This is a genomic window from Cryobacterium sp. TMS1-13-1 (assembly GCF_004403125.1).
Taxonomy (GTDB): Bacteria; Actinomycetota; Actinomycetes; order Actinomycetales; family Microbacteriaceae; genus Cryobacterium; species Cryobacterium levicorallinum.
Genome location: NZ_SOGX01000018.1, coordinates 159,214 through 185,244, shown reverse-complemented (window position 1 = coordinate 185,244; position 26,031 = coordinate 159,214). Strand labels below are relative to the sequence as shown.

The window sequence follows — 26,031 nt, the reverse complement described above, 5'->3', positions numbered from 1 at the left end:
CCGGGAGGGACGAGTTACACATATGGCAAAAATCATTGCATTCAATGAAGAGGCCCGTCGTGGGCTTGAGCGCGGCCTGAATATTCTCGCCGACACCGTCAAGGTCACCCTCGGCCCGCGCGGCCGCAACGTCGTTCTGGAGAAGAAGTGGGGCGCCCCCACGATCACCAACGACGGTGTGTCCATCGCCAAGGAGATCGAGCTCGACGACCCGTACGAGAAGATCGGTGCCGAGCTCGTCAAAGAGGTCGCCAAGAAGACGGATGACGTAGCCGGCGACGGAACGACCACCGCAACCGTCCTCGCCCAGGCTCTGGTTCGCGAAGGCCTGCGCAACGTCGCAGCCGGCGCCGACCCGATCAGCCTCAAGCGTGGCATCGAGAAGGCCACGGCAGCTGTCATCGCCGAGCTCATCGCCAGCGCCAAGGAAATCGAAACCAAGGAAGAGATCGCGGCCACTGCTTCCATCTCTGCCGGCGACACCGAAATCGGCGCGATCATTGCCGAGGCCATCGACAAGGTCGGCAAGGAAGGTGTTGTCACCGTTGAGGAGTCGAACACCTTCGGCACCGAACTCGAGCTCACCGAGGGCATGCGCTTCGACAAGGGCTTCCTGTCGGCGTACTTCGTCACCGACCCCGACCGTCAGGAAGCGGTCTTCGAAGACCCCTACATCCTGATCGTCAACTCCAAGGTCTCCAACATCAAGGACCTGCTCCCCATCGTGGACAAGGTCATCCAGACCGGCAAGCAGCTCCTCATCATCGCGGAAGACGTCGACGGCGAGGCCCTGGCCACGCTCGTTGTGAACAAGATCCGTGGCATCTTCAAGTCCGTCGCCGTCAAGGCTCCGGGCTTCGGAGACCGTCGCAAGGCTCAGCTGCAGGACATCGCCATCCTCACCGGCGGACAGGTCATCTCGGAAGAGGTCGGCCTCAAGCTCGAGAACGTCACGCTCGACCTGCTTGGTAACGCCCGCAAGGTCGTCATCACCAAGGACGAGACCACGATCGTAGAGGGTGCCGGCGACGTCGAAGCCATCGCCGGTCGCGTTTCGCAGATCCGCGCCGAGATCGAGAACACCGACAGCGACTACGACCGCGAGAAGCTCCAGGAGCGCCTCGCCAAGCTTGCTGGCGGCGTTGCTGTCATCAAGGCCGGAGCTGCAACGGAGGTTGAGCTCAAGGAGCGCAAGCACCGCATCGAAGATGCAGTGCGTAACGCCAAGGCTGCCGTCGAAGAGGGCATCGTCGCCGGTGGTGGCGTTGCACTGATCCAGGCCGGCAAGACCGCATTCGAGAGCGAAGCAGTTCTCGCTCTCGTCGGCGACGAGGCAACGGGCGCGAACATCGTGCGCGTCGCCATCGACGCTCCGCTCAAGCAGATCGCTCTCAACGCGGGTATGGAGCCCGGCGTTGTCGCCGACAAGGTGCGCAACCTGCCCGTCGGATGGGGCCTCAACGCCGCCACCGGCGAGTACGTCGACATGATCGCTGCCGGCATCAATGACCCGGTGAAGGTCACCCGCTCCGCGCTGCTCAACGCCGCGTCGATTGCCGGACTGTTCCTCACCACCGAGGCCGTCGTTGCCGACAAGCCCGAGAAGAACTCGGCTCCGGCCGGCGACCCCTCGGGTGGCATGGACTTCTAAGTCCCCGCCAGCTAGCACCACACAAAAGTGGGCGTCTCCCTCGGGAGGCGCCCACTTTTTTCATGTTCCGCCGCCGAGGTGTGAGGCTGACCGCATTATTCGCAAAAATCGGGCCCGGACTCACACCTCGGCGCAGGTCAGCGGATGCTGCGGGCCGCCTTCACCAGGTCGGCGCAGCGCTCACCGATCATCATCGTGGTGATGTTCGGGTTTACGGTGACGAGAACCGGCATGACCGACGCGTCGGCGACGCGCAGGCCGGTGACTCCCTTGACCCGCAGCTCGGGATCGAGCGGCGCGAGCACATCGTCGACGGCGCCCATCCGCAGGGTTCCGGCCGGGTGGTAGACCGTGTTGTGGGTCTTTTCGATGTACGAGGTGATTTCGGCATCCGTTTGCACAGCGGCGCCCGGATACAGTTCCTCGCCGGCCCACTCGGCCATGGCCGGCTGGGCCACGATTTCCCGGGCCTTGCGGATGCCGGCGACCATGACGCGCATGTCGTGTGGGTCGGTGAAGTAGCGCGGATCCACCATGGGCTTGTCGCGATAGTCGCTCGAGCGCAGCTTGACCGTGCCGCGGGAGCGTGCCTGAGTGACGTTCGGCGTCAGGCAGAACCCGTTCTCCGTCGTCGGGTAACCCTGACGGGCGGTGTGCATGTCGAAGGGCACCGAACCGTAGTGGAACATGAGGTCGGGGCGGTCGAGGCCCTCCTCGGTGGTCGTGAAGATGCCGGCTTCCCACCACTGGGTGGAAGTCTCGGGCATCGGCTGCTTCGCTTCCCACTGAATCACGCCCTCCGGGTGGTCCTGCAGGTTCTCGCCGACGCCGGGGGAGTCCGCGAGTACCTCGATGCCGAAGGAGGCAAGCTGCGCGGCCGGACCGACGCCGGAAAGCATGAGCAGCTTGGGCGAATCGATGGCGCCGGCCGAGAGGATGACCTCGGCGCGCGCGGTGAGCTGGTAAGTCTTGCCGCCGGGAGCATCGACGACCTGCACGCCGGTGCAGCGCTTGTTCTCGTCGAAGGTGAGTTTGCGGGCGCGCATGCCGGTGAGCAGAGTGAAGTTGGCACGATCCCGAATCGGGTGAATATACGAAACGGATGACGACGCGCGCGTTCCGTCCGCCTGCCGGTTGATCTGGAAGAAGTTCGCGCCGTTCACGACGGTCGTGCCGGAGTTGAACGTCGTGCGCGGGATTCCGGACTGCTCGCAGGCGTCGAGGAGAGCAACGCCGCACGGATCGGTGGCCGGCACATTCATCAGGTGCACCGGGCCGTCCTGGCCGTGGTGCGGGGCCGGGTCCTCGTTGGTTTCCAGACGCCGGAACAGCGGGAAAATGTTCTTAGCCTCCCAGCCGGTGGCTCCGTGCTTGAATGCCCAGTCGTTCAGGTCTTCGGCCGGAGCCCAGAACGCGATGCAGGAGTTGTGGCTGGAACAGCCGCCGAGCACCTTGGCACGGGCGTGGCGCATGAACGAGTTGCCGTGCTCCTGCGGCTCGATCGGGTAATCCCAGTCGTAGCCGCTCTCCAGCAGCTCCATCCAGCGGTCGAGCTGGAGGATGACGTCGATGCCACGGTCGTCGGGACCGGCCTCCACGAGGGCCACCTCAAGGGCAGGATCCTCGCTCAGCCGGGCGGCGACAGCGGCCCCGGCGGAACCACCACCGATCACGATGTAGTCGAAGTCGGTCTGGGTCAGTACGGTCAACGGTGGTCCTAACGTGCGGCGAACCAGCCGGTGACGGCCGGTGCGGTGTTCTGGTAAATGTGCTTAGTTTCCTGGTACTCGCCGAGGCCCATCGGGCCGAGCTCGCGACCAACGCCGGACTGGCCGTAGCCGCCCCACTCCGCCTGCGGCAGGTAGGGGTGAAAGTCATTGATCCAGACGGTTCCGTGCCGCAAGGCCTTGGCCATGCGCTGGGCCTTGCCGGCGTCCTGGGTCCAGACCGCTCCGGCCAGGCCGTAGACGGTGTCGTTGGCGATACGCACGGCCTCGGCTTCGGTCTCGAAGGTTTCAATCGTCACGACCGGGCCGAAAGCCTCGTCGTTCACGACGGACATGCCGCTCGAAACCTGGTCGAGCACGGTCGGCGTGTAATAAAAGCCCTGCGCGAGGTCGCCTGCGCCCCAGGTTCCTCCGCAGCGCAGGCGGGCGCCCTCGGCGATGCCCTTCGCAACGTAGGCGGTGACCTTGTCGCGGTGCGCTGCGCTGATCAGCGGCCCAGTTTCGGCTTCCGGGTCAAACGGTCCGCCGAGACGGATCTGGTTGGCCCGGCGCACGAGCTCGTCGACGAACTTCTCGGCAACGGATGCTTCCACCACGATGCGCGCGCCGGCCGAGCAGACCTGCCCCGAGTGCACGAACGCGCCGTTCAGCGCGTTGTCCACGGCGGCGTCGAAGTCGGCGTCGGCGAAGATCACGTTGGGATTCTTGCCGCCGAGTTCGAGGGCGACCTTCTTGACCGTTCCGGCGGCGGCCGCTGCGATCTTCCGGCCGGTCTCGAGACCGCCGGTGAACGAGACCAGGTCGACGTCGGGGTGGCTAGAGAGCGGGGCCCCGGCCACAGCGCCGGCGCCGAGCACGAGGTTGGCGACGCCGGCCGGCAGCCCGAGGTCGTCCAGCAGCACCATCATGAGCATGCTGGTGTGCGGGGTGAGCTCGCTCGGCTTGAGCACGAAGCTGTTACCGGCGGCGAGGGCCGGGGCGATCTTCCACGCGGCCTGCAGCAATGGGTAGTTCCACGGCGCGATCAGGCCGCAGACCCCGACGGGCTCGTGCACGATGCGGCTGACGACGTTTTCATCGCCGGCATCGACGATGCGTCCGCTGTCCTGCCCGGCGATCTTGCCGAAGTAGGCGAAGCAGTTCGCGATGTCGTCCATATCGATTTCACTCTCGACCAGACGTTTGCCGGTGTCGAGCGTTTCGGCGCGGGCGAATTCGGCCCGGCGCACGCCCAGTTCAGCGGCGACGCGCAGCAGAAAATCACCACGCTCGGGCGCCGGAACGCTGCTCCACAGGCCGCTGTCGAAGGCGGTGCGGGCCGCGCGGATCGCAGCATGGACATCCGTTGTGGTCGCCTCACTGACCGTGCCGACCAGGCTCTGATCGGCCGGGCAGCGGATCTCGCGGGTGCCGGCGTCGCTCGCTGGTACCCAGGCGCCGCTGATGAACAGCGTGGCCGGCGGCGCGGTATCGATCGGTGTGTTCATTGCTTGACCTCGTCCGATTCGAAATCGGCTTCCCAATTGTCTTTCGCCACCTGGTCCTCGGCGAGGGCGGTGTTTCCCGGCTCTGCCCGGTTCAGGTGCAGAAAGTCGAGGTGGGTTTCGTAATGATCGAGCACGTCAGTGATGACCTGCTCCTTGCTGTAGCCCATGAGGTCGTAGCCGTGGCTGCCCTCGAGGGAGAAAACCTCCATGCGGTAATACTTGCCGCTGGCGCTCGCCGAACGCACCGCATAGGTCGGAGTGTCGAATTGCACGGGGTAGATCTGGTATTTGAAACCGCGCTCGTCGCCCATCGACACGTTGAGGTCGAGGTGCGGAATCTGCAGGCCATCGACCACGCCCTGCGAGAGGGTCACCTCGGCACCCTGCGTCACGAGCTCGTCACGCACTTCCTGCAGGGCGGGCAGGGCCACGCTCGACACGAAGCGTTCGGCCTGGCGTGGGCCAGGGTAACTCATGGCGCGGGTCAGCCGCTGACGCCAGTTGCGCGCCCGGGCCGGGTCGGTGCTGCGGCCGGACAACAGGCCGGGCAGGCTGGCCCGGTAACTGTCGGTGAGCGATTGCTCCAACCGAAGCGCCCGATACAGCCCGAGCATGACGAGCAGCAGCACCGCGGAGAAGGGCAGCCCCATGATGATCGTGGCATTTTGCAGGGTCGGGATGCCGCCCACCAGCAGCATTGCCATGGTCAGCACTCCGGTGGTCACCGCCCAGAAGATGCGCAGCCACTTCGGGCCGTCGGACTCGGAGTCCTTGAGATGCGAGGTGAAATTGGCCATGACGAGGGCGCCGGAGTCGGCGCTCGTGACATAGAACAGCAGTCCGGTGAAGGTCGCGATCGCGGCGGTGGCCGGGGCGAACGGGAACTCGGCCAGCAGCGAGTAAAAGGCTCGCTCCGGCGAATTCATGGCGACCTCGCCGAAGCCGGCATCTCCGCCGATCACGATGGCGAGCGCGCTGTTGCCGAACACGGCGATCCAGATCAGGATGAAGGCGAACGGCACGATCATGGTGCCGGCAACGAACTCGCGGATGGTGCGGCCGCGGCTGATGCGGGCTAGGAACAGCCCGACGAACGGTGCCCAGGCGATCCACCAGGCCCAGAAGAACAGGGTCCACCAGTTGAGCCATTCATCGGGGCGGTCGTAGGCGAAGGTGTCGAGAGTCATGGCCGGGAACCGGCTCAGGGTGTCACCGATGTTGAGGACGATGGCGTCGAGCAGAAAGCTCGTGTTGCCGGCAATCAGAATGAACAGCATGAGGCCGACGCTCAGCAGAACGTTCAGCTCGGACAGTCGACGGATGCCCTTCTCGACCCCGGAGACGACGGAGATCGTGGCCATGACCACACTCAGGGCGATGAGCGAGCCCTGCACGAGCAGGGTCTCCGGCGTTCCGAACATAAAAGTGAGGCCGTAGTTGAGCTGGGCGACGCCGATGCCGAGGCTCGTGGCGATGCCGAAAATGGTGCCGAGGATCGCGGCGATGTCGACCACGTCGCCGATCGGGCCGTGGATCTTCTTGCCGAAGATCGGGTACAGCGCCGAACGGATGCTCAGCGGCAGGTTCTGCCGGTAGGCGAAGTAGCCGAGGGCCAGACCCATGAGGGCGTAGAGGGCCCAGCCGGTGAGGCCGTAGTGGAACAGGGTCCAGACCATGGCCTGGCGGGCGGCCTCAACGGAGCTACCGTCACCGGTGGGCGGGGCGAGGTACTGGGTGACCGGTTCGGAGACCGAGAAGAACATGAGGTCGATGCCGATCCCGGCGGCGAACAGCATGGCGGTCCAGGTGAACAGGCTGAACTGCGGCCTGGAGTGGTCTGGCCCGAGGCGGGTCTTGCCGACCCGGGACAGCGCGACGACGATGACGAAGACCAGCACGACAGTGACGATCAGAAAGTAATACCAGCCGAGGTTGACCGACACCCAGCCGACGACGGCGGCAATGACGTCGCTCGCGTTGCTGGGGGCGAGGATCGCCCAAAGGGCGATGGCAATGATGCCGGAGGCTGAACCGAAGAAGACCGTCTTGTTCACCCGGGTTTTGTTCTCCGGGGGGAGGCCAGGCGGTCCGGTCGATGGTTCGGTGGTGGGAGTGTGGGCAGAGAGAGTCATCTCATCCTTGGTGCGTGGTGTGATGTCGGGGTGGTGCCGGCCGCGTGTGCGCGGGCTGGCTGTCCGAGTGGCCGCGGTGGCGGCGTAAGCGCATCGGTCAGTCTAGCAACCGAAAATCCGCGTCTTTCCGGGCTTTTTCGGGATGCGGTGGGTGCGGTAGTGCTATCCCGCGCGAGATAACACACTCCGACCGGCCACGAATCGCCTACCGCGCGAACAGCCGGGTGTTGGCCTGCTCGGTCTCGGCGTACTGCTGCCCGGCCAGGCTCAGCGCCTGGTTGAGCAGGGTCAGGCTCTCTTCCAGCTGCTGATGCATGCCGCGCCACTCGGCGAAAGCGCCCTGGAACGCGGCAGATGCCTGGCCGGTCCAGAACCCTTCGAGGCTGGTGAGCTGGGCGTTGAGCTCGGCCACATCGGCCTGCACCCGCCCGATCGTGCCGCGTGCGGTGTTGGCGGTGCTCTGCACCGCATCGCTGTCGACCTGAAAGCTCGTCATGGTGTGCCTTCCCGCTACTCAAACATGGATGTTGGTGACCATGAGCGTAGAAGGCGAGCGTGCAGCATCCGCTGCCCGGCAGTCAATTTGTGAATGGATGCCGCCTGCCGCGGCCGGTGCAGGAGGGCCGCTACGGAATGACGGGCTGGGCGTGCAGCGGCGCGCTCGGCGTGCCGGCGAGGGGGAGCGAGACCCGGAAGGTGGCGCCGCCGCCGGGGGTGTCGACGACGTCGACGGTGCCGTTGTGGCTGGCGACGATGGCGGCGACGATGGCGAGGCCGAGGCCGCTGCCACCGGTTTCGCGGGCGCGGCTGGAGTCGGCGCGCCAGAAGCGCTGGAAGATCTTCTCCCGAATCTGCGGCGGGATGCCCTCGCCGTGGTCGACGATGGCGATCGATGCCCGCAGAGTGCGCGGGTCGACTGCGACCTCGAGTTCGATCGGGCTGTTCGAGGCGGTGAACCGCATCGCATTGCCCATCAGGTTGGTGATGACCTGGCGAATCTTGTTCTCTTCGGCCATCACCACGGGCGGCAGCTGGGTCACGACGGGCAACACAGTCAGGCCGGCATCGGGCAGCACAGCGGTTGTGCGGCGCGGTTTGCGGGTGCGCAGCCGGGCCAGGGTGGCGCCGGCGAAGGCAATGGCACCGGTCGGAGTGCCCGTTCCGGACGGCCGGGTAATCGTGCCGGTGCTGACGCTCTCCGTTCCATCGTTGTCGATCTCGCCGGAGTCACCGAAGTGGTGGTCCAGATCGGCGTCAGCCTCGAGTGACGCAAGCACGGGCGGGGGAATCACCACCGTCACCTGGCGGCCCGGTGAGCTGGCCATGGCATCGAGGGCGGCGTCGCGGGCCAGCGGAACGAGGTCGACCGGGGTGAGCGCGAGCGGCTTGGTCTCGTCGAGGCGGGCGAGTTCGAGCAGATCCTCGACTAGACCGCCCATACGAATGGCCTCTTTTTCGATGCGTTCCATGGCCTGGGCGACATCTTCGGGGGTCTGCAGGGCACCCATGCGGTACAGCTCGGCGTAGCCGCGCACCGAAACCAGGGGGGTGCGCAGTTCGTGGCTGGCGTCGCCGACGAAGCGGCGCATCTGGTCAATGGTGCGGGCGCGGTCTTTGAAGGCTCGGTCGATGCGGCTGAGCATGATGTTGAGCGATCGGTTGAGGCGTCCGACCTCGGTGTTCGGGGTGGCGCCGCCGAGCCGCTGGCTGAAATCACCGTCGGCGATCGCCGCGGCGGTCTGCTCGGCCTCGCGCAGCGGCACGAAGGTGGTCGTGACGAGAACGCGGGTAAGCATGGCGCCGATCAGCACGACCCCGGCGCCGAAGCCCAGAAAGATCGTGAGGTAGGTGGCCATGGTGTTCTCGGTCGGCCGCAACGACACCGCCATGACGAGGGTGCCGTAGGTGCCGGTCGGGCTGATCACCACGGGAACCATGATCGCGTGAAACTCGGTGTCGTGGGCGGCGTCCCACAGAGTTTGAATCTGTCCGTCAAGCTGCGAGACCCGTTTCAAGTCGAGCGGCATGCCGACAACCGGCAGCTCGGCGTGGTCGCGTTCCTGCCAGGTGCGGGTGATCAGCGCGCCGTCCTGGTCATACAGGGCCACGAAATAGTCCGAGGCGACGCCCTCGGTATCACCCTGCGAGAACACGCTCGACGAGTAACCGCTGAGCGCGGTCTGCGTGTCGACCTGCAGCTGGGTGTCGACCTGGGTCACCACATACTGCTTGAGCATGGCCATTGTGCCGATGCCGGAAACGAGCAGGCCGAGCGTGAGCATCAACACCGTGACACCGGTGATCTTGGAACGGAGGGAGATGCTGCTCCACCGCCTGGACAGGGTTTCGTGCATAAGAGGATTTAGTCTACGAAAGCTCGCTGTGTATAACGAACGCCGTGACTACGCCTTGGCGGCCTTGAGCATGTAGCCGAAGCCACGCTTGGTCTGAATGAGCGGTTCGCTCGAGTGCACGTCGACCTTGCGGCGCAGGTACGAGATGTAGCTCTCCACGATTCCGGCGTCACCGTTGAAGTCGTATTCCCAGACGTGATCAAGGATCTGCGCCTTCGACAGCACCCGGTTGGGGTTGAGCATGAGGTAGCGCAGCAGCTTGAACTCGGTCGGGCTTAGTTCGATGGCCTCGGTGCCGACGAGAACCTCGTGGGTGTCCTGATCCATGGTGAGTTCGCCGGCGCGAATGACGGCATCTTCATCGGCGTGCATGGTGCGACGCAGGATGGCCTTGATCCGGGCGACGATCTCGTCGAGGCTGAACGGCTTGGTCACGTAGTCGTCGCCGCCGACGGTGAGGCCGGTGATCTTGTCTTCGGTGTCGTCCTTGGCCGTCAGGAACAGGATCGGGGCCGTGTAGCCGGCCGAACGCAGGCGCTTGGTGACACCGAAACCGTTCATGTCGGGCAGCATGACATCGAGAATGATGAGGTCGGGTTCCTCCTCGAGCACGGCGGAGATAGCCTGCGCGCCGTTGCCCACTGCGCGCACGGCGAAGCCGGCGAAGCGGAGGCTGGTGGTGAGTAGGTCGCGGATATTGGGTTCGTCATCGACGATAAGGATGCGGGGGCCGTCAGTCATGCCCCCAGTATCTGCGTGTTAGCTGGAGCTTTGCTGAGAGTAAGTCCGTGTGCGGGGATCGGCGGCCGACGATCCGTTCCGCGGCAGGAGTTGGCGACATGATGGAATGGAACAATCGATTTGTTCCAATGGTGAGGACCGTTATGACACGCACGAGAATCAACTCCGCTCCGGGAGTGATGCTTCCTCAACTGGATGCTCCGCGCCGGTTGATCGGCGGCCGCACCTTCGATTTCGATCGCGAGGTGGCCGTGATGGCCATCGTCAATCGCACGCCGGACTCGTTCTACGACCAGGGTGCAACGTTCGCGCTCGACGCATCCGTTTTGGCGGCGCAGAAGGCCATTGCCGACGGGGCAGACTGGGTCGACATCGGCGGCGCCAAGTTCGCGCCCGGGCCAATCGTGCCGATCGAGGAGGAGATCGACCGGGTCGTTCCGGTGGTCGAGGCGCTGCGCGGCGCCGGCGTGGTCATCTCGGTCGACACCTTCCACCCGGCCGTGGCCGCCGCTAGCATTGCCGCCGGCGCGCACGTGATCAACGACACCACCGGCGTGCACGACCCGGCGATGGCCGACGTCGTCGCCGGCAGCGATGCTACCCTCGTGATCACCCACAGCCTCGCGGCGCCGCGTATGCCCTACCCGGCGCCGCAGTACGACGATGTTGTCGGCGAGATCAGCGCGTTTCTGCTCGCCCGCGTCGACCGAGCCCTCGGGCGGGGGATGCGGGCCGACCGCATCATCATCGACCCCGGCCATGACCTCAACAAGACCACGCGGCACTCGCTCGAACTCACCCGCAGGCTCGGCGAGATTACCGGGCTCGGCCTGCCGACGCTGGTGGCCGTCTCCAATAAGGATTTCGTCGGGGAGAGCCTCGATCGGCCGCGCGGCGAACGGGTCGACGGGTCGCTGGCCGCCATGACGGTCTGCATTCTGCAGGGGGCGCGGATCGTGCGCATGCACAACGTGCGCGCGGCGGTCGATGCCGTGCGCATGACCGAGGCCATCCTCGGGCTTCGGCAGCCCGCCTACGAGCGTCACAACCTCACCTGATGCGCGCCGAGCTGCCGCCGCGGGCGGAACTGATCGAGCACTACCGGGTGGCCGACCGCGGGGCGCCGCGGACGCGCGTCAACTTCATCGCGAGCCTCGACGGCGCCGCAACCATCGACGGCCTGAGCGGCGGCCTGAACAACGCCGACGACAAACTCGTGTTCGACACCCTGCGGCTACTGACCGACGTGATCCTCATCGGGGCCGGCACCGTTCGAGCCGAGGGCTACGGCGGCATTCGTTTACCAGCGGATGACGCGGCCTGGCGCACGCAGGCGGGTCTGGCCGCCCAGCCTCCGCTGGCCGTGGTGTCGGGGCGTCTGGATCTCGACCCGCGGCATCCGCTTTTCACGGAAGCCGTGACCCGCCCCATCGTGCTGACCCACGCCGCCGCCCCGTCAGACCGGCGGGCCGCGCTCGCCGCGGTGGCCGACGTGATCGTGTGCGGCGACGAAGAAGTCGAGCCGCACCGCGTGGTGGCGGCGCTCGCCGAACGCGGATTGCCGCAGATCCTGTGCGAGGGGGGGCCTCACCTGTTCGGCGACCTGCTCGCGGCGGACTGTGTCGACGAGTTGTGCCTGAGTTTCAGCCCGGTGCTGGTGGGGGGCTCTGCCGGGCGTATCGCCGTTGGCGCTACTGCTGTGACCCGCGCTATGGAGTTGCTGCACGTGCTGCGCGCCGGCGACATGCTCTTTCTGCGCTACGCCCGATCCTGAGCGCGCGCTCGTTGCCGAGCCGTGAGTGTTGGGCGAATTAAACGTTTCAACGCCGCGAAACTCATGGCTCGGCGAGCGAAACTCACGGGTCGGTGGCCGTGGCGCTAGGCGGGATTATGCGCTGACCCCGGCGTCGGCATCCGCGTGGGCCCACCTTGCGAAAGCGGGCCCATGATCTAGCATGGGCCCGCTTTCCGGGCCCGGGCCCGGAAAATAATCAGACGCGCGGGAGAGGAGCTAGGCGGCCTCGAGGCTGTGCGAGTCGAGGATCGTGTAGCTGTAGCCCTGCTCGGCGAGAAAGCGCTGGCGGTTCTGGGCGAAGTCCTGGTCGACCGTGTCGCGGGCGACGAGGGTGTAGAAGTTTGCCGACAGGCCGGACTCCTTCGGGCGCAGCAGCCGGCCGAGACGCTGGGCCTCTTCCTGGCGGGAGCCGAACGAGCCGGACACCTGGATGGCCACGGTCGCCTCGGGCAGGTCGACCGAGAAATTGGCAACCTTCGACACCACGAGCACCTTGACCTCGCCCACCCGGAACGCCTGATACAACCGTTCTCGCTCGTCGATTGGGGTGGCACCGGTGAGCTGGGGAGCCTTCAAGACCTCGGCGAGTTCGTCGATCTGGTCGAGGTACTGGCCGATCACCAGGATGCGTTCGCCCTCGTGCTTCTGGATCAGGGCCTGCACCACGCCGAGCTTGGCCGGTGCGGTTGCGGCCATGCGGTACCGCTCGTCGTCCGCTGCCGCGGCATAGCTGAGCCGCTCCGACTGTGGCAGGTCGATGCGCACCTCATAGCAGTTGGCGGGCGAGATGAAGCCCTGGGCTTCGATCTCCTTCCACGGTGCGTCGAATCGCTTGGGGCCGATCAAGCTGAACACGTCGCCCTCGCGGCCGTCCTCGCGCACCAGAGTGGCGGTCAGGCCGAGGCGGCGGCGCGCCTGCAGCTCGGCGGTGAGCTTGAACACGGGTGCTGGCAGCAGGTGCACCTCGTCGTAGATCACCAGGCCCCAGTCCATGGCGTCGAGCAGCTCGAGGTGGGCGTACTCACCCTTGCGCTTCGCGGTGAGAATTTGGTAGGTCGCGATGGTGACGGGCTTGACCTCTTTGACCTGCCCGGAGTATTCGCCGATCTCGTCGGGCGTGAGCGTGGTGCGCTTGAGCAGTTCGTCGCGCCACTGTCGCGCCGAGACGGTGTTGGTCACCAGGATGAGGGTGTTGGTCTTCGCGGTGGCCATGGCTCCGGCACCGACCAGTGTCTTACCGGCGCCACAGGGCAGCACGACCACGCCGCTGCCGCCGTCGAAGAAGCTCGCGACGGCCTTGTTCTGGTAGTCGCGCAGCGCCCAGCCGTCTTCGCGCAGGGCGATGTCGTGCGGGGTACCCGGCGTGTACCCCGCGAGGTCCTCGGCCGGCCAGCCGAGCTTCACCAGCTCCTGCTTGAGCTGCCCGCGCGCCCACGGCTCCACCAGGTACGTTTCCGGCGACGGATGCCCGATCAGCAGCGGCGCGATGCGCTTGGCTCCTGCTATCTCGGTGAGAACGGCCTGGTCGCTGCTGTGCAACACGAGAGCGCCCTCGGAGTCGCGTTCAATGACGAGACGCCCGTAGCGGCCGACAGTCTCGGTGATGTCCACGCTGACCGTCTGGGGTATGGCGAATTTGGAATATTTCTCCAGCGTGGCGAGCATGTCCGAAGCGTCGTGGCCGGCCGCCCGGGCATTCCACAGACCCAGCCGCGTGATGCGATAGGTGTGGATGTGCTCGGGGGCTCGTTCGAGTTCGGCGAAGACGGCGAGGTCGTGACGAGCATCCTCGGCAAGAGGGTGGGCGACTTCGAGCAACACCGTGCGGTCACTTTGGACAATCAGGGGGCCATCAGACATAGGCCCCAATCCTACTCGCGTCCGGGTGCCTTCCCCGGTGATTGGATGGTTGCGCGCGCTCAGCCCATACTCTCGTGCGGTGATGTCCCCGGTACCCGATCGGTCAGGGTGCCGGGGTGATGCTCAGGATACTCTTGAGCGGCAGGGTGCGCTCGATGTCGGCGCGTCGGTCGCGAGCTCGGAAGCGGCCGTTGCTGACACTGGCCGGTTGCAGCAGATAGTCCACGACCGAGCCGCCGGGCATCGCGATGCTGACCAGGATGGTCTGCTTCGCTTTGATGGCGGTGTCGAGCTGGCGGGCGAGCCAGGCATCCGCTACCGACACGCCCTGGCCGTCGCCGGCGCGGAGTTTCTCGACCAGGTTCAGGGCCGGATCTTTCGGCGGCGTCTCGGTGATCCGGGCGACCTGGTGTCGCCGCAGGTGCACGATCTCGCCGTGTTCGTTCTCGGCGGCGACGGGATAGCGCGCATCGCTGAGCGCCCAAAACACCGCGTCGCCGCCGAACCGACTGAGCAGGCGCTCGCCGTCGTCGGCGCGCACCAGCCCGAGTGGGGCGAGGGTCTGATCGACCGCGATCGTGTTCAGCAGCGCGGCATCCGCTGAAGAGACGTAACTCAACGCGAGGGCGGCGTCCGCGGCCAGGGTACCCACCCGCACACGACCGTAGCGGGCGGCCGACTCGTTGATGAGGTAGTCCACCGGCTGGGGAATTCCGGTGAGCGAGATCGATGCCAGGAAGGCCAGCAGGGACTCAGCGTCCTCGCCCGCGGCGAGCGCACGATTGACGGATGCCGCGGTGATGCGATAGCTCGACGCCAGTTCCCGACTTTCCACGTCGGCCATCCCGCGCAGGCGGGCATCGATCGACGGGGCCAACGGGCCGGGGGACACCATCGATAAGTCGTGCTGGAGATACACGGCACCGACCTCGGTGGGCAGGGCGGCCACCATGGTCGCCACGGCCGCCGCGGGGTCGCCGCGCAGCACGCTCGCGCCGGCGGTGCTCGTGGTGTCGTGGGCGGTGATTCCGATCAGTTCGGCGTCACGGGCAAACTCGGCCAGCTGCGTCTGCATCCACTCGCCGCCTGCCGGGTAGAGCCAGGCTATGAATCCCGATAGCGCCTCGCCCCAGAACAGTCCAGCCTGCCGCGGCAGAATGTCGGCGACGATCGGCGGAAGGGCCGCCTGCCAGGCCGCAGCCAGGGCGGCCCAGCGGGAGGTAGTGCCCTCGAGCAGCCAGGCCTCGCCGGCCTCGGTTTCCATCCAATACCCGTCGGAGCGGGCCAGCAGGTCTGCGCGCGCGGCCAGAGCCACAATCGGGGCGACCAGCTCGAGTTCGACGGTCATAATGGCGGCCAGGCGCTTCGTGTCGGGCAGGCCGAGTCCGCCGCGGCTGAGCTCGCGGGCCGGCTCGCGGCTGAGCTCATTGACCAGCTCGGCGATCGACGATACAACCGAGAAGGCGCGCTCGGCGGCCAGCTGGTCGATGAACGGGATATCGGCGTCCGGCACGGCGGCTACGGCGGCGGGGGAGACCGTGATAGCCAGATCGGCGGCTCCCGGAAGGCCCTGGGCCGGCCATTTAGCCAGGTGAGCCGAGACGGCGTCGTAGGGGATGCAGCATCCGTCCGTGCGAACGGTGAGCAGCACGGCGTCGAGGGAGTCGGCGCGGGCGGCCACATCGACGGCCGTGACCTCGGCGGAACTCAGTGCTGAGAGCCGCCCGGCGACGGCGTGCAGGCTGGGTACCGAATCAGCGCTCGTGCACTCGCCGGCGACGGCCAGGACGGCCAGGACGGACCGGTCCAGGTGGCTGAGCGCCAGCTGGATGCTGTCGGGGTGCAGCAGCGCCTCGGCCAGGTCAAAGAAATCGTGGATGCCGCTCGCGCTCACACCGCGCACCCCGATCACGTGCCGCAGCTCGGCATCGGACAGGGCCCGGAGTCGTGACGCGAGGCCGAGCATTACTCGCGGTCTCGTCGGGCTTCGCGACTGCGGCGAACTCCCACCGTGACCATGAGCGCGATGACCAGCAGGAATCCAAACGGCAGGCCGAATGTCGGGAGCACGATAACGGATGGCCAGATGCCCTGCCCGAATTGCGCCGCCTTGACGCCCATCGCCGTAGCCGCGATCACCGCGATGAAGGCGAGGATCGACAACCCGACCACGCTCGCAACCATGTAAGCGAGAACACGTTCTATCCGGCTGACGGGTCGTGGAGTTTGATTGGTCACAGGCTAAGGATACGGGCACGCAGTGGCCGCAACCGAATATGCTGGGTGCACACCCCGCATTTTTTCGTGCGCCCAAAACTCAGTGAGGTTCAGATGCCTACCGGCAAGGTCAAGTTTTACGACGAGGCGAAGGGTTTTGGCTTCATCACTTCCGATGACGGCCAGGAAGTCTTCCTCCACGCTTCCGCCCTGCCTTCCGGCGTTACCGTCAAGGCCGGCGCGAAGCTCGAATTCGGCATCGCCGATGGCAAGCGCGGCGCTCAGGCGCTCTCGGTGCGCGTGATTGAAGCTCCGCCGAGCCTGTCCAAGATCAACCGCAAACCCGCCGACGACATGGCGATCATCGTCGAAGACCTGGTGAAGCTGCTCGACGGCATCGGCACCAACCTCAAGCGCGGGCGCTACCCCGAGTCGAGCCATAGCAAGAAGATCGCGGCGATGCTGCGCAAGGTCGCCGAGGAACTGGATGCCTGACGTGCCGGACGTACAGCCGACCGACGCCCAGCCCACGACGGCGAAACCGACCGACGCCACCCTGCTCGCGGCTGTCGATCTGGCCCGCGCTGCGCTTTTGGAGATCACCGACGAGGACACGATCGGCGAGGTGATCGGGCACCTCGATGAGGGCGAACTCGTGATCTCGCTACTGTTCGATTGCCTGATGACGGGCTATCCGGGCTGGCGCTGGACGGTCTCCCTGGCCCGAGTCGATGAAAACGCCGCGCCGACGGTGCTCGAGACCGAGCTCACCCCCGGCGACGATTCCCTGCTCGCACCCGAGTGGGTGCCGTGGTCGGATCGACTGGTCGAGGACGACTCGGAGGCGGATGTCGACGATTCAGATTCAGAGAATTACGACGACTCAGACGACGACGACGAGTCGGACGAAGACAGCGACGATGAGTCGGACGAAGACAGCGACGATGAGTCCGACGACGACGACGACGACGATGAGTCCGACGACGAGTCCGACGACGACGACGACTCACTCGACGCCCTCGACGGCATCGATTTCGATGAGGCGCTAGCGGCGGCGGAACTGAACCCAGGCGAGACCGGCGAGTCCGAGCCCGACGCCGATCACAGCGCACCACAGCCACCAACCCGGTCCCGCCGCGCTCGCCGCCCCTGACGCCCGCGGCGCCGTGAACTCAACGACGAGTGCGGCGCCGAGGGCCATCAGCCAGAGCAGCGTGCCCACGACCAGTGCCGTGCGGGCATCCGTTCTGGCGGGCAGCGGATCGGGTCGCCGTTCACTGTCTTTCAACCAGAGACGCATGGCCCGATCCTTTCGCCCGCGGTTCGCGCTAGTTGCCGAGGTGGCCGACGACGTGTTCGATCGACGCGACGAGCTTCTTGACGTCCTCAGGGTCGATCGCGGTGAAGGTCGCGATGCGCAGCTGGTTGCGGCCGAGCTTGCGGTACGGCTCGGTGTCGACGATGCCGTTGGCGCGCAGCGTCTTGCTGATCGCTGACGCATCGATGGCGTCGTCGAAGTCGATCGTGACGACGACCTGCGAACGGTGGGTCGGGTCCGCCACGAACGGGGTCGCGTAATCGACGCCTTCCGCCCAGTCATACAGAACGGATGACGATGCCTGGGTGCGCGCGGACGCCCACGCCAGTCCGCCGCTCTGGTTGATCCAGTCGATTTGGTTCTCCATCAGCAGCAGCGTGCTGAGGGCCGGGGTGTTGAGCGTCTGGTTCAGGCGCGAGTTGTCGACGGCGTTCTTGAGGCTGAGGAATTCCGGAATGTAGCGGCCGCTCGCAGCGATACGTTCGACTCGTTCGAGGGCCGCCGGGGAGAACAGGGCGATCCACAGGCCACCGTCGGAGGCGAGGTTTTTCTGCGGGGCGAAGTAATAGACGTCCGCCTGGCTGGCGTCGAAGTCGATGCCGGCGGCGGCGCTCGTTGCATCGATGACGGTAAGGGCGCCAGCATCGCCGGCGACCCGGGTGACCGGGGCCATGACGCCGGTCGAGGTTTCGTTCTGGGGCCAGGCGTAGACGTCGATGCCGCCCTTCACGATGAAGTCGCTGCGCGAGCCGGTGTCGGCCTTGATCACGTCGGGGGCGTCGAGCCACGGGGCGGCAGCCGCCTTAGCGAATTTGCCGCCGAACTCGCCGAAGACCAGGTTCTGCGCGCGCTTCTCGATCAGAGAGAACGCTGCGGCGTCCCAGAACGCGGTCGAGCCGCCGTTGCCGAGCACGACTTCATAGCCGTCCGGAATGCTGAACAGCTCGGCGAGGCCGCCACGTACTCGACCGACGAGGTCCTTCACGGGGGGCTGGCGGTGCGAGGTGCCGAGCACTCCCGTGCCGAATCCGAGCAGGTGGTCGAGCTGTTCTCGCCGGATTTTCGATGGGCCGCAGCCGAATCGTCCGTCGAGGGGGAGCAGATCGGTGGGTATCAGAAGGTCGGCCATGCCGTAATTCTAGTTGCCCTCCCACTGGCAGGTAGGCTTGTAACGCTGTGCGGGCCATTGCCGAGGCCGCCAACGAGGCACCCTTCCGTCACCAGATGAGCGGTGCGCGCACGAGCTGAACGAAGGGCTGCGGATGAGCGATCTGATCGACACCACCGAAATGTATCTCCGCACCATCCTCGACCTGGAGGAAGAACAGATCGTGCCGTTGCGGGCGCGCATATCCGAGCGCCTCGGGCACTCCGGCCCCACGGTTTCTCAGACCGTCGCGCGCATGGAACGGGACGGCCTCGTCGTCGTCTCCGGCGACCGGCACCTGGAATTGACGGTGGCGGGCCGCAGTAAGGCCGTGCACGTGATGCGCAAGCACCGTCTGGCCGAGCGCCTGCTCAGCGACGTGATCGGGCTCGAGTGGGAGTTCGTGCACGATGAGGCCTGTCGCTGGGAGCACGTAATGAGCGAACAGGTGGAACGTAAGATTTTGGAGTTGCTCGGTCACCCCACCGAGTCTCCCTATGGCAATCCGATTCCGGGTCTGGACGAGTTCGGCGAATCGGCGGCCGTGGCGTTCATGGCGGGAGTGACCAGCGTGGTGGCGGTGGTGGCGAGTTCACCCGAGCCGGTGACCGCGGTCATCCGTCGCCTGGGGGAACCGGTGCAGTTCGACCCCGAGCTGCTGCTGCAGCTCAAGCAGAGCGGCGTCATGCCCGGCGCCACCGGAGTCTTCTCGGTGGCCGCATCATACGTTCTAGTACAGGTCGAAGGTTTTGGTGCCGGCCTGGAATTGCCCAGCGAGGTCGCCAGCCACATTTTCGTCAGCACACCGGACGGCTACACCCCGGTCGTTCACTGAGATTCGGCCGGTATCGCTGGTCGACGGATGCCGCCTGTCGCCTCCCGGGGGCACGCGTTCCGTTACCAATTCGTTAGAAAAATGGTACTTCAGGGTGACAAATGGGCGTGCTTCTTGTAGCCTCGGGGAGTCCCACAGATCAGAAACGGTCGAAGGACTCTAGTTAGGACGCCTGTTCGCCCCGTCTCTTGACTAGGAACACACCCGCGATTAGCGAAGTGGACGGGACAACAACCTAGTGTTGTCGAGGCGCCGGAGGTTAAAACTTTGGCTGCATTAGGAACGAAAAGGTCCCGCCGCGGGCTGAGCCGAACATCCGATGCCCTGGCAACAGTGGAATCGACGGCAGGCACCCACCGAGCACTGCCCCGCGTGGCCCCGAAGAAGCGCCGCAGCCGCCTCGGCAATGTCGTCGTTATGACCCTCGCTACCGGCATGATCGCCACGATGGCCCTCCCGGCCTATGCCTTCGCCCCAGGTTCGAACGAAGCCAGCTTTCAGGCCAGTGAATCCTCCGAGATGTCCAAGGCTCAGGCTCAAGCCGTTGAGGTCGACGCGCAGGCAGCGACCGTGAGTGTTGCTCGCGAGGGATTCACCGCCACCACCCCGGAGGAACTTGAAGCTGCCGTTGCTGCTGCCGCGGCCGAAACCCGCCGCATCGAAGTGGCCGCGCAGATGACCTCGTACGCCGCGAGCTACTCCGGCCCGAGCGTCGCCGACTACCTGGCCAACCCGACCTACCCGAATTTTGATCTCGCATCCGTTTTCAATGTGGCCTCGCAGTATCAGGGCGTGCCCTATGTCTATGGCGGCGCCACCCCGGCCGGCTTCGACTGTTCTGGCTTCATCATGTACGTCTATGCGCAGTTCGGTATCAGCCTGCCGCACTCCTCGACGGGCCAGGGTGCAGCCGGAACCAAGATCGCGATCGAGGATGCCGTGCCCGGCGACCTCGTGATCATGGACGGCCACGACGGTTTCTACGCCGGCAACGGCAATATTTTGCACGCGCCCTATACGGGCCAGTCCGTGCGGATCCAGCCCATCTGGACCAGCGACTACTACATCGTGCGGATCGGCATCTAAGTCGCCCCGCGGTGAACACTGGGTAACAGCTCACACCGATGGCGCACGCAGGTTTCCCTGTTGCGCCATTTGTGGGTTAACCTAGTGCCCTGATGTAGTTGTAGGTCTTTAGGAGAGCCCATGCATGAGCGACGCACTATCCACACCATGGATGTGCGCGGTCGCGAGTGCTTTCGGCATAGTTGTCAGAGCGAGAAGAGCTGCGTGAGCAGCCGTAAGGTGTTGTCGTTGTGACGGCGCCTTTTTTTGTACCCTCTCTCGCGCTGTCACGCTCCTGTTCTGTACGCATCGGATGTAGTTCGAATGGCTGGAAGCCGTCCAGCCTCCTTCGAAAGGGAGCGCATGCGCACACTGGTACTCAATGCGGGCTATGAGCCCCTCGCCGTTGTCTCGTTCAAACGAGCACTCATTCTGGTGATGAACCAGAAGGCGACGATTGTGCAGTCCGATCAGAATCACCCCGTTTATGCGGCCTCGGGCTCGTGGGATCGCCCGAGCGTCATCCTGCTCACGCGGTACGTGCGCATTCCCATGTCGAGACTCGTGCCGGTCAGTCGCCGAGGAGTCTTGCGCCGTGACGATCACCGCTGCTGTTACTGCGGTAAGTCCGCGGCCACGATCGACCATGTGCTGCCGCGCTCTCGCGGTGGCCGCGACACCTGGGACAATCTCGCCGCCTGCTGCCTGCGCTGCAATAACCTCAAGAGCGACCACACGCCGGCCGAAATGGGGTGGGAACTGCGCTTCACCCCGCGGATGCCGCAGGGCACGACCTGGGTCGTGCGCGGTGTCGAGCGACCGCTGGAGGACTGGGACGCCTATCTGGCACCCGCCGCCTAGGCTTTTGGTCATGCGAATCAACATTGCGACACGCAGAAGCCGACGGTCAGGGGGTCGGTGACCACGGCTGTTCTCGATGACACCTGCGGCAACTTGATCCAGATCGTGCACCTGGCGAGCTAGCCGGCACTGGCACTGCTTTCGGTGGCGCCGCCGCGCTGCGATCGAGCGGGCGGACCGGCGCGACCGGCTAAACTTGCCGAGCCAGCCTCTGTAGCTCAACGGAAGAGCAGTTCCGTCCTAAGGAAACGGTTGGGGGTTCGAATCCCTCCAGGGGCACACCGGTTTACGACCCTGCATCCCTCGCAAAATCTGAGATGCAGGGTTTTTGTGTTTCTCGGGCGCCGGGGGCCAACACCTCGCTGACACACGTTGCCGTGGAGACGCTCGCGTTGAAGGCCGCTGCGAGTCTCAGCTTGCCTATTCGATGATTGTGCGGAAGGCTGCGAGGGTTTAGGAATCCACGGGGCGTTGCACTTCGATTGGCGAGGTTTCCGTGTCGTGGGCCGCTGCGCTCACGCCGCGCGCGTCATGATGTAATTCGTCGTAGAGGTGAACGGCCGCCTCTTCCTGCAGACGTGTCCAGGTGGAGTTCGATACGTGCTTCAAGGTCAAGTACTCCATTCGTCCCCGGATGGCGGAACGTTACCCAATATCCGCGGCTGCGAGCCGGGAAATGCTGTTGCGACACTTCCCGAGGTGTCGACCCAGGGGGAGCGGATGCGCAAGCACGCTTCATTGAGACTCTGCACGCCACTGCCAGGCCGGACGACCCCCGGCGGGGGTTGTTCACCTGCGCGTTACCGGTGAGTTCTAGACTGGTGTTTTCGCGCCGTGCACCACTGCCACGACCTGATCAAGGAGCAGTGTGAGCGAGCACCAGAGCCAAAGTCACCCGATCACGTCCGACCGGGGCGCGCACGGCCAGGAGGTGCTGGCGGCGGGCCACCGGGCCAAGCCGGCCCGCACCCTCGCCGACATTATTGCGGAAACCGCGGCGCAGCATCCGGAGGCTTTGGCCCTGGAAGATGCGGCCGGAACGATCAGCTATCGCGGCCTGCTGCGACGCGTGCAGGCACAGGCGAATGCGCTGAGCCTGGCCGGGGTGCGGCGCGGCGACAACGTGGGAATTCGCATTCCCTCCGGCACCCGCGACCTGTATGTGTCGATCCTGGCCACGCTGCTGGTGGGTGCCGCCTACGTGCCGGTCGACGCGGACGACCCGGAGGAACGCGCCCGGCTGGTCTTCGCCGAAGCCCACGTGGTCGGCATCATCGGGGAGGGCGGCGTGTTTGCGCCTCGCGACGGCCTCGACGTGCAGGCCCTGCGCGCTCGCCGCGTCGGACCGCACGAGGATCCCGCGCTGGTCTTTCCGACCGGCAACATTCCGACGCCCGATGACGACGCCTGGGTCATCTTCACCTCCGGCTCGACCGGCGTGCCCAAGGGCGTCGCCGTCACCCACCGCTCGGCGGCCGCGTTCGTCGACGCCGAGGCCGGACTGTTTCTGCGGGACGAACCGATCGGGACCGGCGACCGCGTGCTGGCCGGGCTCTCTGTGGCCTTCGACGCGAGCTGCGAGGAAATGTGGCTGGCCTGGCGCAACGGCGCCTGCCTGGTTCCCGCCCCGCGCTCGCTCGTGCGCAGCGGCGCCGACCTCGGCCCGTGGCTGATCACCCACGGCATCACCGTCGTCTCGACCGTGCCGACCCTCGCCGCGCTCTGGCCGGAAGAGTCTCTCGAGGCCGTTAGGTTGCTCATCTTCGGCGGTGAGGTCTGCCCGCCCGAACTGGTCGCCCGCATTGCCACCCGCGGGCGCGAAGTGTGGAACACCTACGGCCCGACCGAAGCGACCGTCGTGGCCTGCGGCGCCCTCGTCAACGGCATCGGCGAGATGCGCATCGGCCTCCCCCTCGACGGCTGGGACCTCGCCGTCGTCGACGCGGCCGGGCACCGGGTCGCCGAGGGGGAGACCGGCGAACTCATCATCGGCGGCGTTGGTCTGGCCCGCTACCTCGACGCCGAGAAAGACGCCGAGAAATATGCGCAGCACCCGCAGCTCGGCTGGGATCGCGCCTACCGCAGCGGTGACCTGGTGCGCTTCGACCCGGCCGGCCTTGTCTTTGCCGGGCGCGCCGACGACCAGGTGAAACTCGGCGGCCGCCGCATCGAGCTCGGTGAAGTGGACGCTGCCCTGGGCGCTCTTCCCGGAGTCGCCGGCGGCGCCGCCGTGGTCCAGACCACCCCGGCCGGCAACCACATTCTGGTCGGCTATATCGCCCTCGCCCTCGCCAGCGCGCCGTTCGACCGGTCGGCAGCGATTGACCGGCTGCGCGAGGAACTCCCCGCCGCACTCGTGCCGCTGCTGGCCATCGTCGACGCGCTTCCGACCCGCACCTCGGGCAAGGTCGACCGGGCTGCATTGCCCTGGCCGTTGCCTCAATCGGCTGACGAGGCCGCGGCGCTGTCACCGACGGCCGAGTGGCTGGCCGAGGCGTGGGCATCCATTTTGGGCGTGCCGGTGACCGGCCCCGACGACGATTTTTTCGCCCAGGGCGGCGGTTCGCTTTCAGCCGCGCAATTCGTGTCGGCTGTGCGGGCCCGGCACCCCGAAACCACCGTCGCCGACCTCTACGACCACCCGCGCATCGGCTCCCTGGCCGAGGAACTCGACGCGCGCACTCCCGTGGAAGTCCCAGTCGTGCGCACCGTGCTGCCGACACCGGCGCGCAGCCAGCTCGCCCAGACCCTGCTCGGCATTCCCCTGCACGTGCTCAGCGGCGCCCGCTGGCTGGTCTACCTCGCCATCGCGAACAACCTGCTGAGCCTGGCCGGGGCGACCTTCGCGCCGACGCTGTCCTGGTGGGGGGTGGCGCTCGGTTTTGCGCTGTTCGTGACGCCGCCCGGCAAAATGCTGATCGCGGTGATCGCATCGAGGCTGCTGCTGCGCAACCTGGTGCCGGGCAACTATCCGCGCGGCGGCTCCGTGCACCTGCGGCTGTGGCTCGCCGAGCAGGTGGCGCTGCTCGTCGACGCTGCGAGCCTGGCCGGTGCCCCCTGGATCAGCTATTACGCCCGGGCGCTGGGCGCCGAGATCGGCCGCGACGTGGACTTGCACTCGCTGCCGCCGGTCACCGGTCTGCTCAGCATCGGCGCCCAGACCTCGATCGAACCCGAGGTCGACCTGGCCGGCCATTGGATCGACGGCGACGTGCTGCGGATCGGCCACCTGCACGTCGGCGCCGACGCCCGGATCGGCTCGCGCAGCACCCTGCTCGGCGGGGCCGACGTCGGGAACGGCGCGGAGATCGAACCCGGCGCTGCAGTTTCGTCCCGCGTTCCGGCGGGGGAACGCTGGGCTGGTTCCCCGGCCCGCCGGGTCGGTTCGGCAAGGCGTCCGTGGCCGGCCGAGCGGCCGGCACGAGCCAGCCGGTGGCTCGGCGCGTTCGCCACCGGGTCCGTCGCGATGACGGCCATCCCTACGCTGGCCCTCGCGCTCGGCGCCGTCATCGTCGGCGGTGCCGTCGGTGACGCTGGCAGTCTCGGTGTCGCCGTGCTGCGGGCCGCGCTGATCATGCCGGTCGCGGTTCTGGCCGGTGGACTCGCCTACGCCCTGCTCGTGATCGCCTTCGTGCGCGCCCTCGGTATCGGGCTGCGCGAGGGCTACTATCCGGTGCGCAGCCGCATCGGCTGGCAGGTCTGGATGACCGAACGTATCCTGGACGGCGCTCGCAACGTGCTGTTTCCGGTCTACGCGAGCCTGCTCACCCCGACCTGGCTGCGCCTGCTCGGCGCCAAGGTGGGCGCCGACGTCGAGGCGTCAACCGTGCTGCTGCTGCCCTCGCTGACGACGATCGCCCCGGCCGCTTTTCTCGCCGACGACACCATGGTCGCCTGCTACGAACTCGGCGGCGGCTGGATGCACATTGGCCCGGCCAAGATCGGCCGCAAGGCTTTTCTCGGCAACAGCGGCATGGCCGGCCCCGGTCGTACCGTGCCGCGCAACGGGCTCGTCGCGGTACTCTCCGCGACGCCGCGCAAGGCCAAGCGCGGCTCCAGCTGGCTCGGCAACCCGCCGGCCCGCCTGCGGCGCAGGCAAACGGATGCCGACGACTCGCGAACGTTCCACCCTCCCGTGCGCCTGAAAGTCGCCCGGTCACTCTGGGAACTGCTGCGCATCGTGGCCGGCGTCACCGCCGCGTGGATCGCGCTGCTCGTACTCGCCCTGCTCGACCTGGTCTGGCTCAGGCTCGGACTTGGCGCGGCCATCGCCCTGTCCGGCGTGGTCATGCTCGTGGCTGGCGCGGTCGCCGCCGGGGTCACGACGGTGGTCAAGTGGATGCTGGTCGGGCGGATCGACGCGTCGGAGCATCCGCTTTGGTCATCGTTCATCTGGCGCAACGAGGTGTCGGACAGTTTCGTGGAGATGGTGGCTCGCCCATGGTTCGCCGAGAAAGCATCGGGCACGCTGGCGCTCGCCGTGTGGCTGCGCACCCTCGGCGCCACGGTGGGGCGCGGTGTCTGGTGCGAAACCTATTGGCTGCCCGAAGCCGATCTCGTGCGACTCGGTGCCGGCAGCACGGTGAACCGCGGCTGCGTCGTGCAGACCCACCTGTTTCACGATCGGATCATGCAGCTTGACGCCGTCGAACTCGCCGCGGGCGCCACCCTGGGCCCGAACGGTGTCATTCTGCCAGCGGCGTCAATCGATGCCGGAGCGACCGTCGGCCCCGGCTCGCTCGTGATGCGCGGCGAACGCGTGCCGACCGGGTCGCTCTGGTCCGGCAACCCGATCACGCCGTGGCGCCAGCCGCCGTGGTCGAGCGTGGAATAGTTGACTG

At 66.4% G+C, this 26,031-nt stretch carries 19 protein-coding genes and 1 tRNA gene; 10 read left to right on the top strand and 10 right to left on the bottom strand.

Annotated elements, in window-relative coordinates:
- Nucleotides 1–22 precede the first annotated feature (22 nt).
- Nucleotides 23–1,651 (top strand): chaperonin GroEL, encoded by a 1,629-nt coding sequence (gene groL, locus E3T31_RS15885; protein WP_092451084.1) that lies wholly within the window; start codon nt 23–25, stop codon nt 1,649–1,651.
- A gap of 137 nt (nt 1,652–1,788) precedes the next feature.
- On the opposite strand, the gene E3T31_RS15880 is transcribed toward groL, so the two are convergent.
- From E3T31_RS15880 to E3T31_RS15855, 6 genes are all read right to left on the bottom strand, one after another.
- Nucleotides 1,789–3,360 (bottom strand): GMC family oxidoreductase, encoded by a 1,572-nt coding sequence (locus E3T31_RS15880; protein ID WP_134470143.1) that lies wholly within the window; start codon nt 3,358–3,360, stop codon nt 1,789–1,791.
- A gap of 8 nt (nt 3,361–3,368) precedes the next feature.
- A complete protein-coding gene (locus E3T31_RS15875; RefSeq protein ID WP_134470141.1) occupies nt 3,369–4,865 on the bottom strand; it encodes an aldehyde dehydrogenase family protein in 1,497 nt (498 codons plus the stop codon).
- A complete protein-coding gene (gene betT / locus E3T31_RS15870; protein WP_134470139.1) occupies nt 4,862–6,997 on the bottom strand; it encodes a choline BCCT transporter BetT in 2,136 nt (711 codons plus the stop codon). Before betT ends, E3T31_RS15875 begins: the two co-directional genes overlap by 4 nt.
- Before the next feature lie 205 nt (nt 6,998–7,202).
- Nucleotides 7,203–7,493 carry a WXG100 family type VII secretion target gene (locus E3T31_RS15865; protein WP_092451076.1) on the bottom strand — a complete coding sequence of 97 codons (291 nt, stop codon included), beginning with the start codon at nt 7,491–7,493 and terminating at the stop codon, nt 7,203–7,205.
- Between the two features lie 130 nt (nt 7,494–7,623).
- Nucleotides 7,624–9,351, bottom strand: coding sequence for a HAMP domain-containing sensor histidine kinase (locus tag E3T31_RS15860; RefSeq protein WP_134470137.1), 1,728 nt, complete (start codon nt 9,349–9,351; stop codon nt 7,624–7,626).
- A 48-nt stretch (nt 9,352–9,399) separates the two neighbouring features.
- Nucleotides 9,400–10,092 carry a response regulator transcription factor gene (locus E3T31_RS15855; RefSeq protein ID WP_092112483.1) on the bottom strand — a complete coding sequence of 231 codons (693 nt, stop codon included), beginning with the start codon at nt 10,090–10,092 and terminating at the stop codon, nt 9,400–9,402.
- A 143-nt stretch (nt 10,093–10,235) separates the two neighbouring features.
- Between E3T31_RS15855 and folP the strand changes: the two genes are divergently transcribed.
- Together folP and E3T31_RS15845 are read left to right on the top strand one after the other, a co-directional pair.
- Complete coding sequence (gene folP / locus E3T31_RS15850; RefSeq protein WP_134470135.1) at nt 10,236–11,150, top strand: dihydropteroate synthase; 915 nt, start codon at nt 10,236–10,238, stop codon at nt 11,148–11,150.
- A complete protein-coding gene (locus E3T31_RS15845; RefSeq protein ID WP_134470133.1) occupies nt 11,150–11,866 on the top strand; it encodes a pyrimidine reductase family protein in 717 nt (238 codons plus the stop codon). Before folP ends, E3T31_RS15845 begins: the two co-directional genes overlap by 1 nt.
- A 237-nt stretch (nt 11,867–12,103) precedes the next feature.
- On the opposite strand, the gene E3T31_RS15840 is transcribed toward E3T31_RS15845, so the two are convergent.
- The 3 genes from E3T31_RS15840 to E3T31_RS15830 form a co-directional block, all read right to left on the bottom strand.
- Nucleotides 12,104–13,747, bottom strand: a complete 1,644-nt coding sequence (locus E3T31_RS15840) for a DNA repair helicase XPB (RefSeq protein WP_134470131.1) — start codon at nt 13,745–13,747, stop codon at nt 12,104–12,106.
- Between the two features lie 103 nt (nt 13,748–13,850).
- Entirely contained in the window at nt 13,851–15,713 is a 1,863-nt protein-coding gene (locus E3T31_RS15835; protein ID WP_134470129.1) for a helicase-associated domain-containing protein, read from the bottom strand.
- Nucleotides 15,713–15,985 carry a hypothetical protein gene (locus E3T31_RS15830; protein WP_134470127.1) on the bottom strand — a complete coding sequence of 91 codons (273 nt, stop codon included), beginning with the start codon at nt 15,983–15,985 and terminating at the stop codon, nt 15,713–15,715. The genes E3T31_RS15835 and E3T31_RS15830 overlap by 1 nt, the downstream gene beginning before the upstream one ends.
- 93 nt (nt 15,986–16,078) lie before the next feature.
- On the opposite strand from E3T31_RS15830, the gene E3T31_RS15825 reads away from it, so the two are divergent.
- Together E3T31_RS15825 and E3T31_RS15820 are read left to right on the top strand one after the other, a co-directional pair.
- Nucleotides 16,079–16,459, top strand: coding sequence for a cold-shock protein (locus tag E3T31_RS15825; protein ID WP_134470125.1), 381 nt, complete (start codon nt 16,079–16,081; stop codon nt 16,457–16,459).
- Nucleotides 16,452–17,117 carry a DUF3027 domain-containing protein gene (locus tag E3T31_RS15820; protein WP_134470123.1) on the top strand — a complete coding sequence of 222 codons (666 nt, stop codon included), beginning with the start codon at nt 16,452–16,454 and terminating at the stop codon, nt 17,115–17,117. Before E3T31_RS15825 ends, E3T31_RS15820 begins: the two co-directional genes overlap by 8 nt.
- Nucleotides 17,118–17,292: 175 nt before the next feature.
- On the opposite strand, the gene serC is transcribed toward E3T31_RS15820, so the two are convergent.
- A complete protein-coding gene (gene serC, locus E3T31_RS15810) occupies nt 17,293–18,411 on the bottom strand; it encodes a phosphoserine transaminase (RefSeq protein WP_134470121.1) in 1,119 nt (372 codons plus the stop codon).
- A 133-nt stretch (nt 18,412–18,544) separates the two neighbouring features.
- Here serC and E3T31_RS15805 point away from each other — a divergent pair, with 133 nt between their 5' ends.
- The 5 genes from E3T31_RS15805 to E3T31_RS15780 all read left to right on the top strand — a co-directional run bounded on the left by E3T31_RS15805 (nt 18,545) and on the right by E3T31_RS15780 (nt 26,024).
- On the top strand, nt 18,545–19,264 hold the full coding sequence (locus tag E3T31_RS15805) for a metal-dependent transcriptional regulator (RefSeq protein WP_134470119.1): 720 nt from the start codon (nt 18,545–18,547) through the stop codon (nt 19,262–19,264).
- A gap of 372 nt (nt 19,265–19,636) precedes the next feature.
- Complete coding sequence (locus E3T31_RS15800) at nt 19,637–20,350, top strand: C40 family peptidase (protein ID WP_241978044.1); 714 nt, start codon at nt 19,637–19,639, stop codon at nt 20,348–20,350.
- Nucleotides 20,351–20,692: 342 nt separating this feature from the next.
- Nucleotides 20,693–21,190, top strand: a complete 498-nt coding sequence (locus E3T31_RS15795; protein WP_134470117.1) for an HNH endonuclease — start codon at nt 20,693–20,695, stop codon at nt 21,188–21,190.
- 207 nt (nt 21,191–21,397) lie between these two features.
- Nucleotides 21,398–21,469, top strand: a tRNA-Arg gene (locus E3T31_RS15785).
- Between the two features lie 619 nt (nt 21,470–22,088).
- A complete protein-coding gene (locus E3T31_RS15780; RefSeq protein ID WP_134470181.1) occupies nt 22,089–26,024 on the top strand; it encodes a Pls/PosA family non-ribosomal peptide synthetase in 3,936 nt (1,311 codons plus the stop codon).
- The last annotated feature ends 7 nt before the right edge of the window (nt 26,025–26,031 follow it).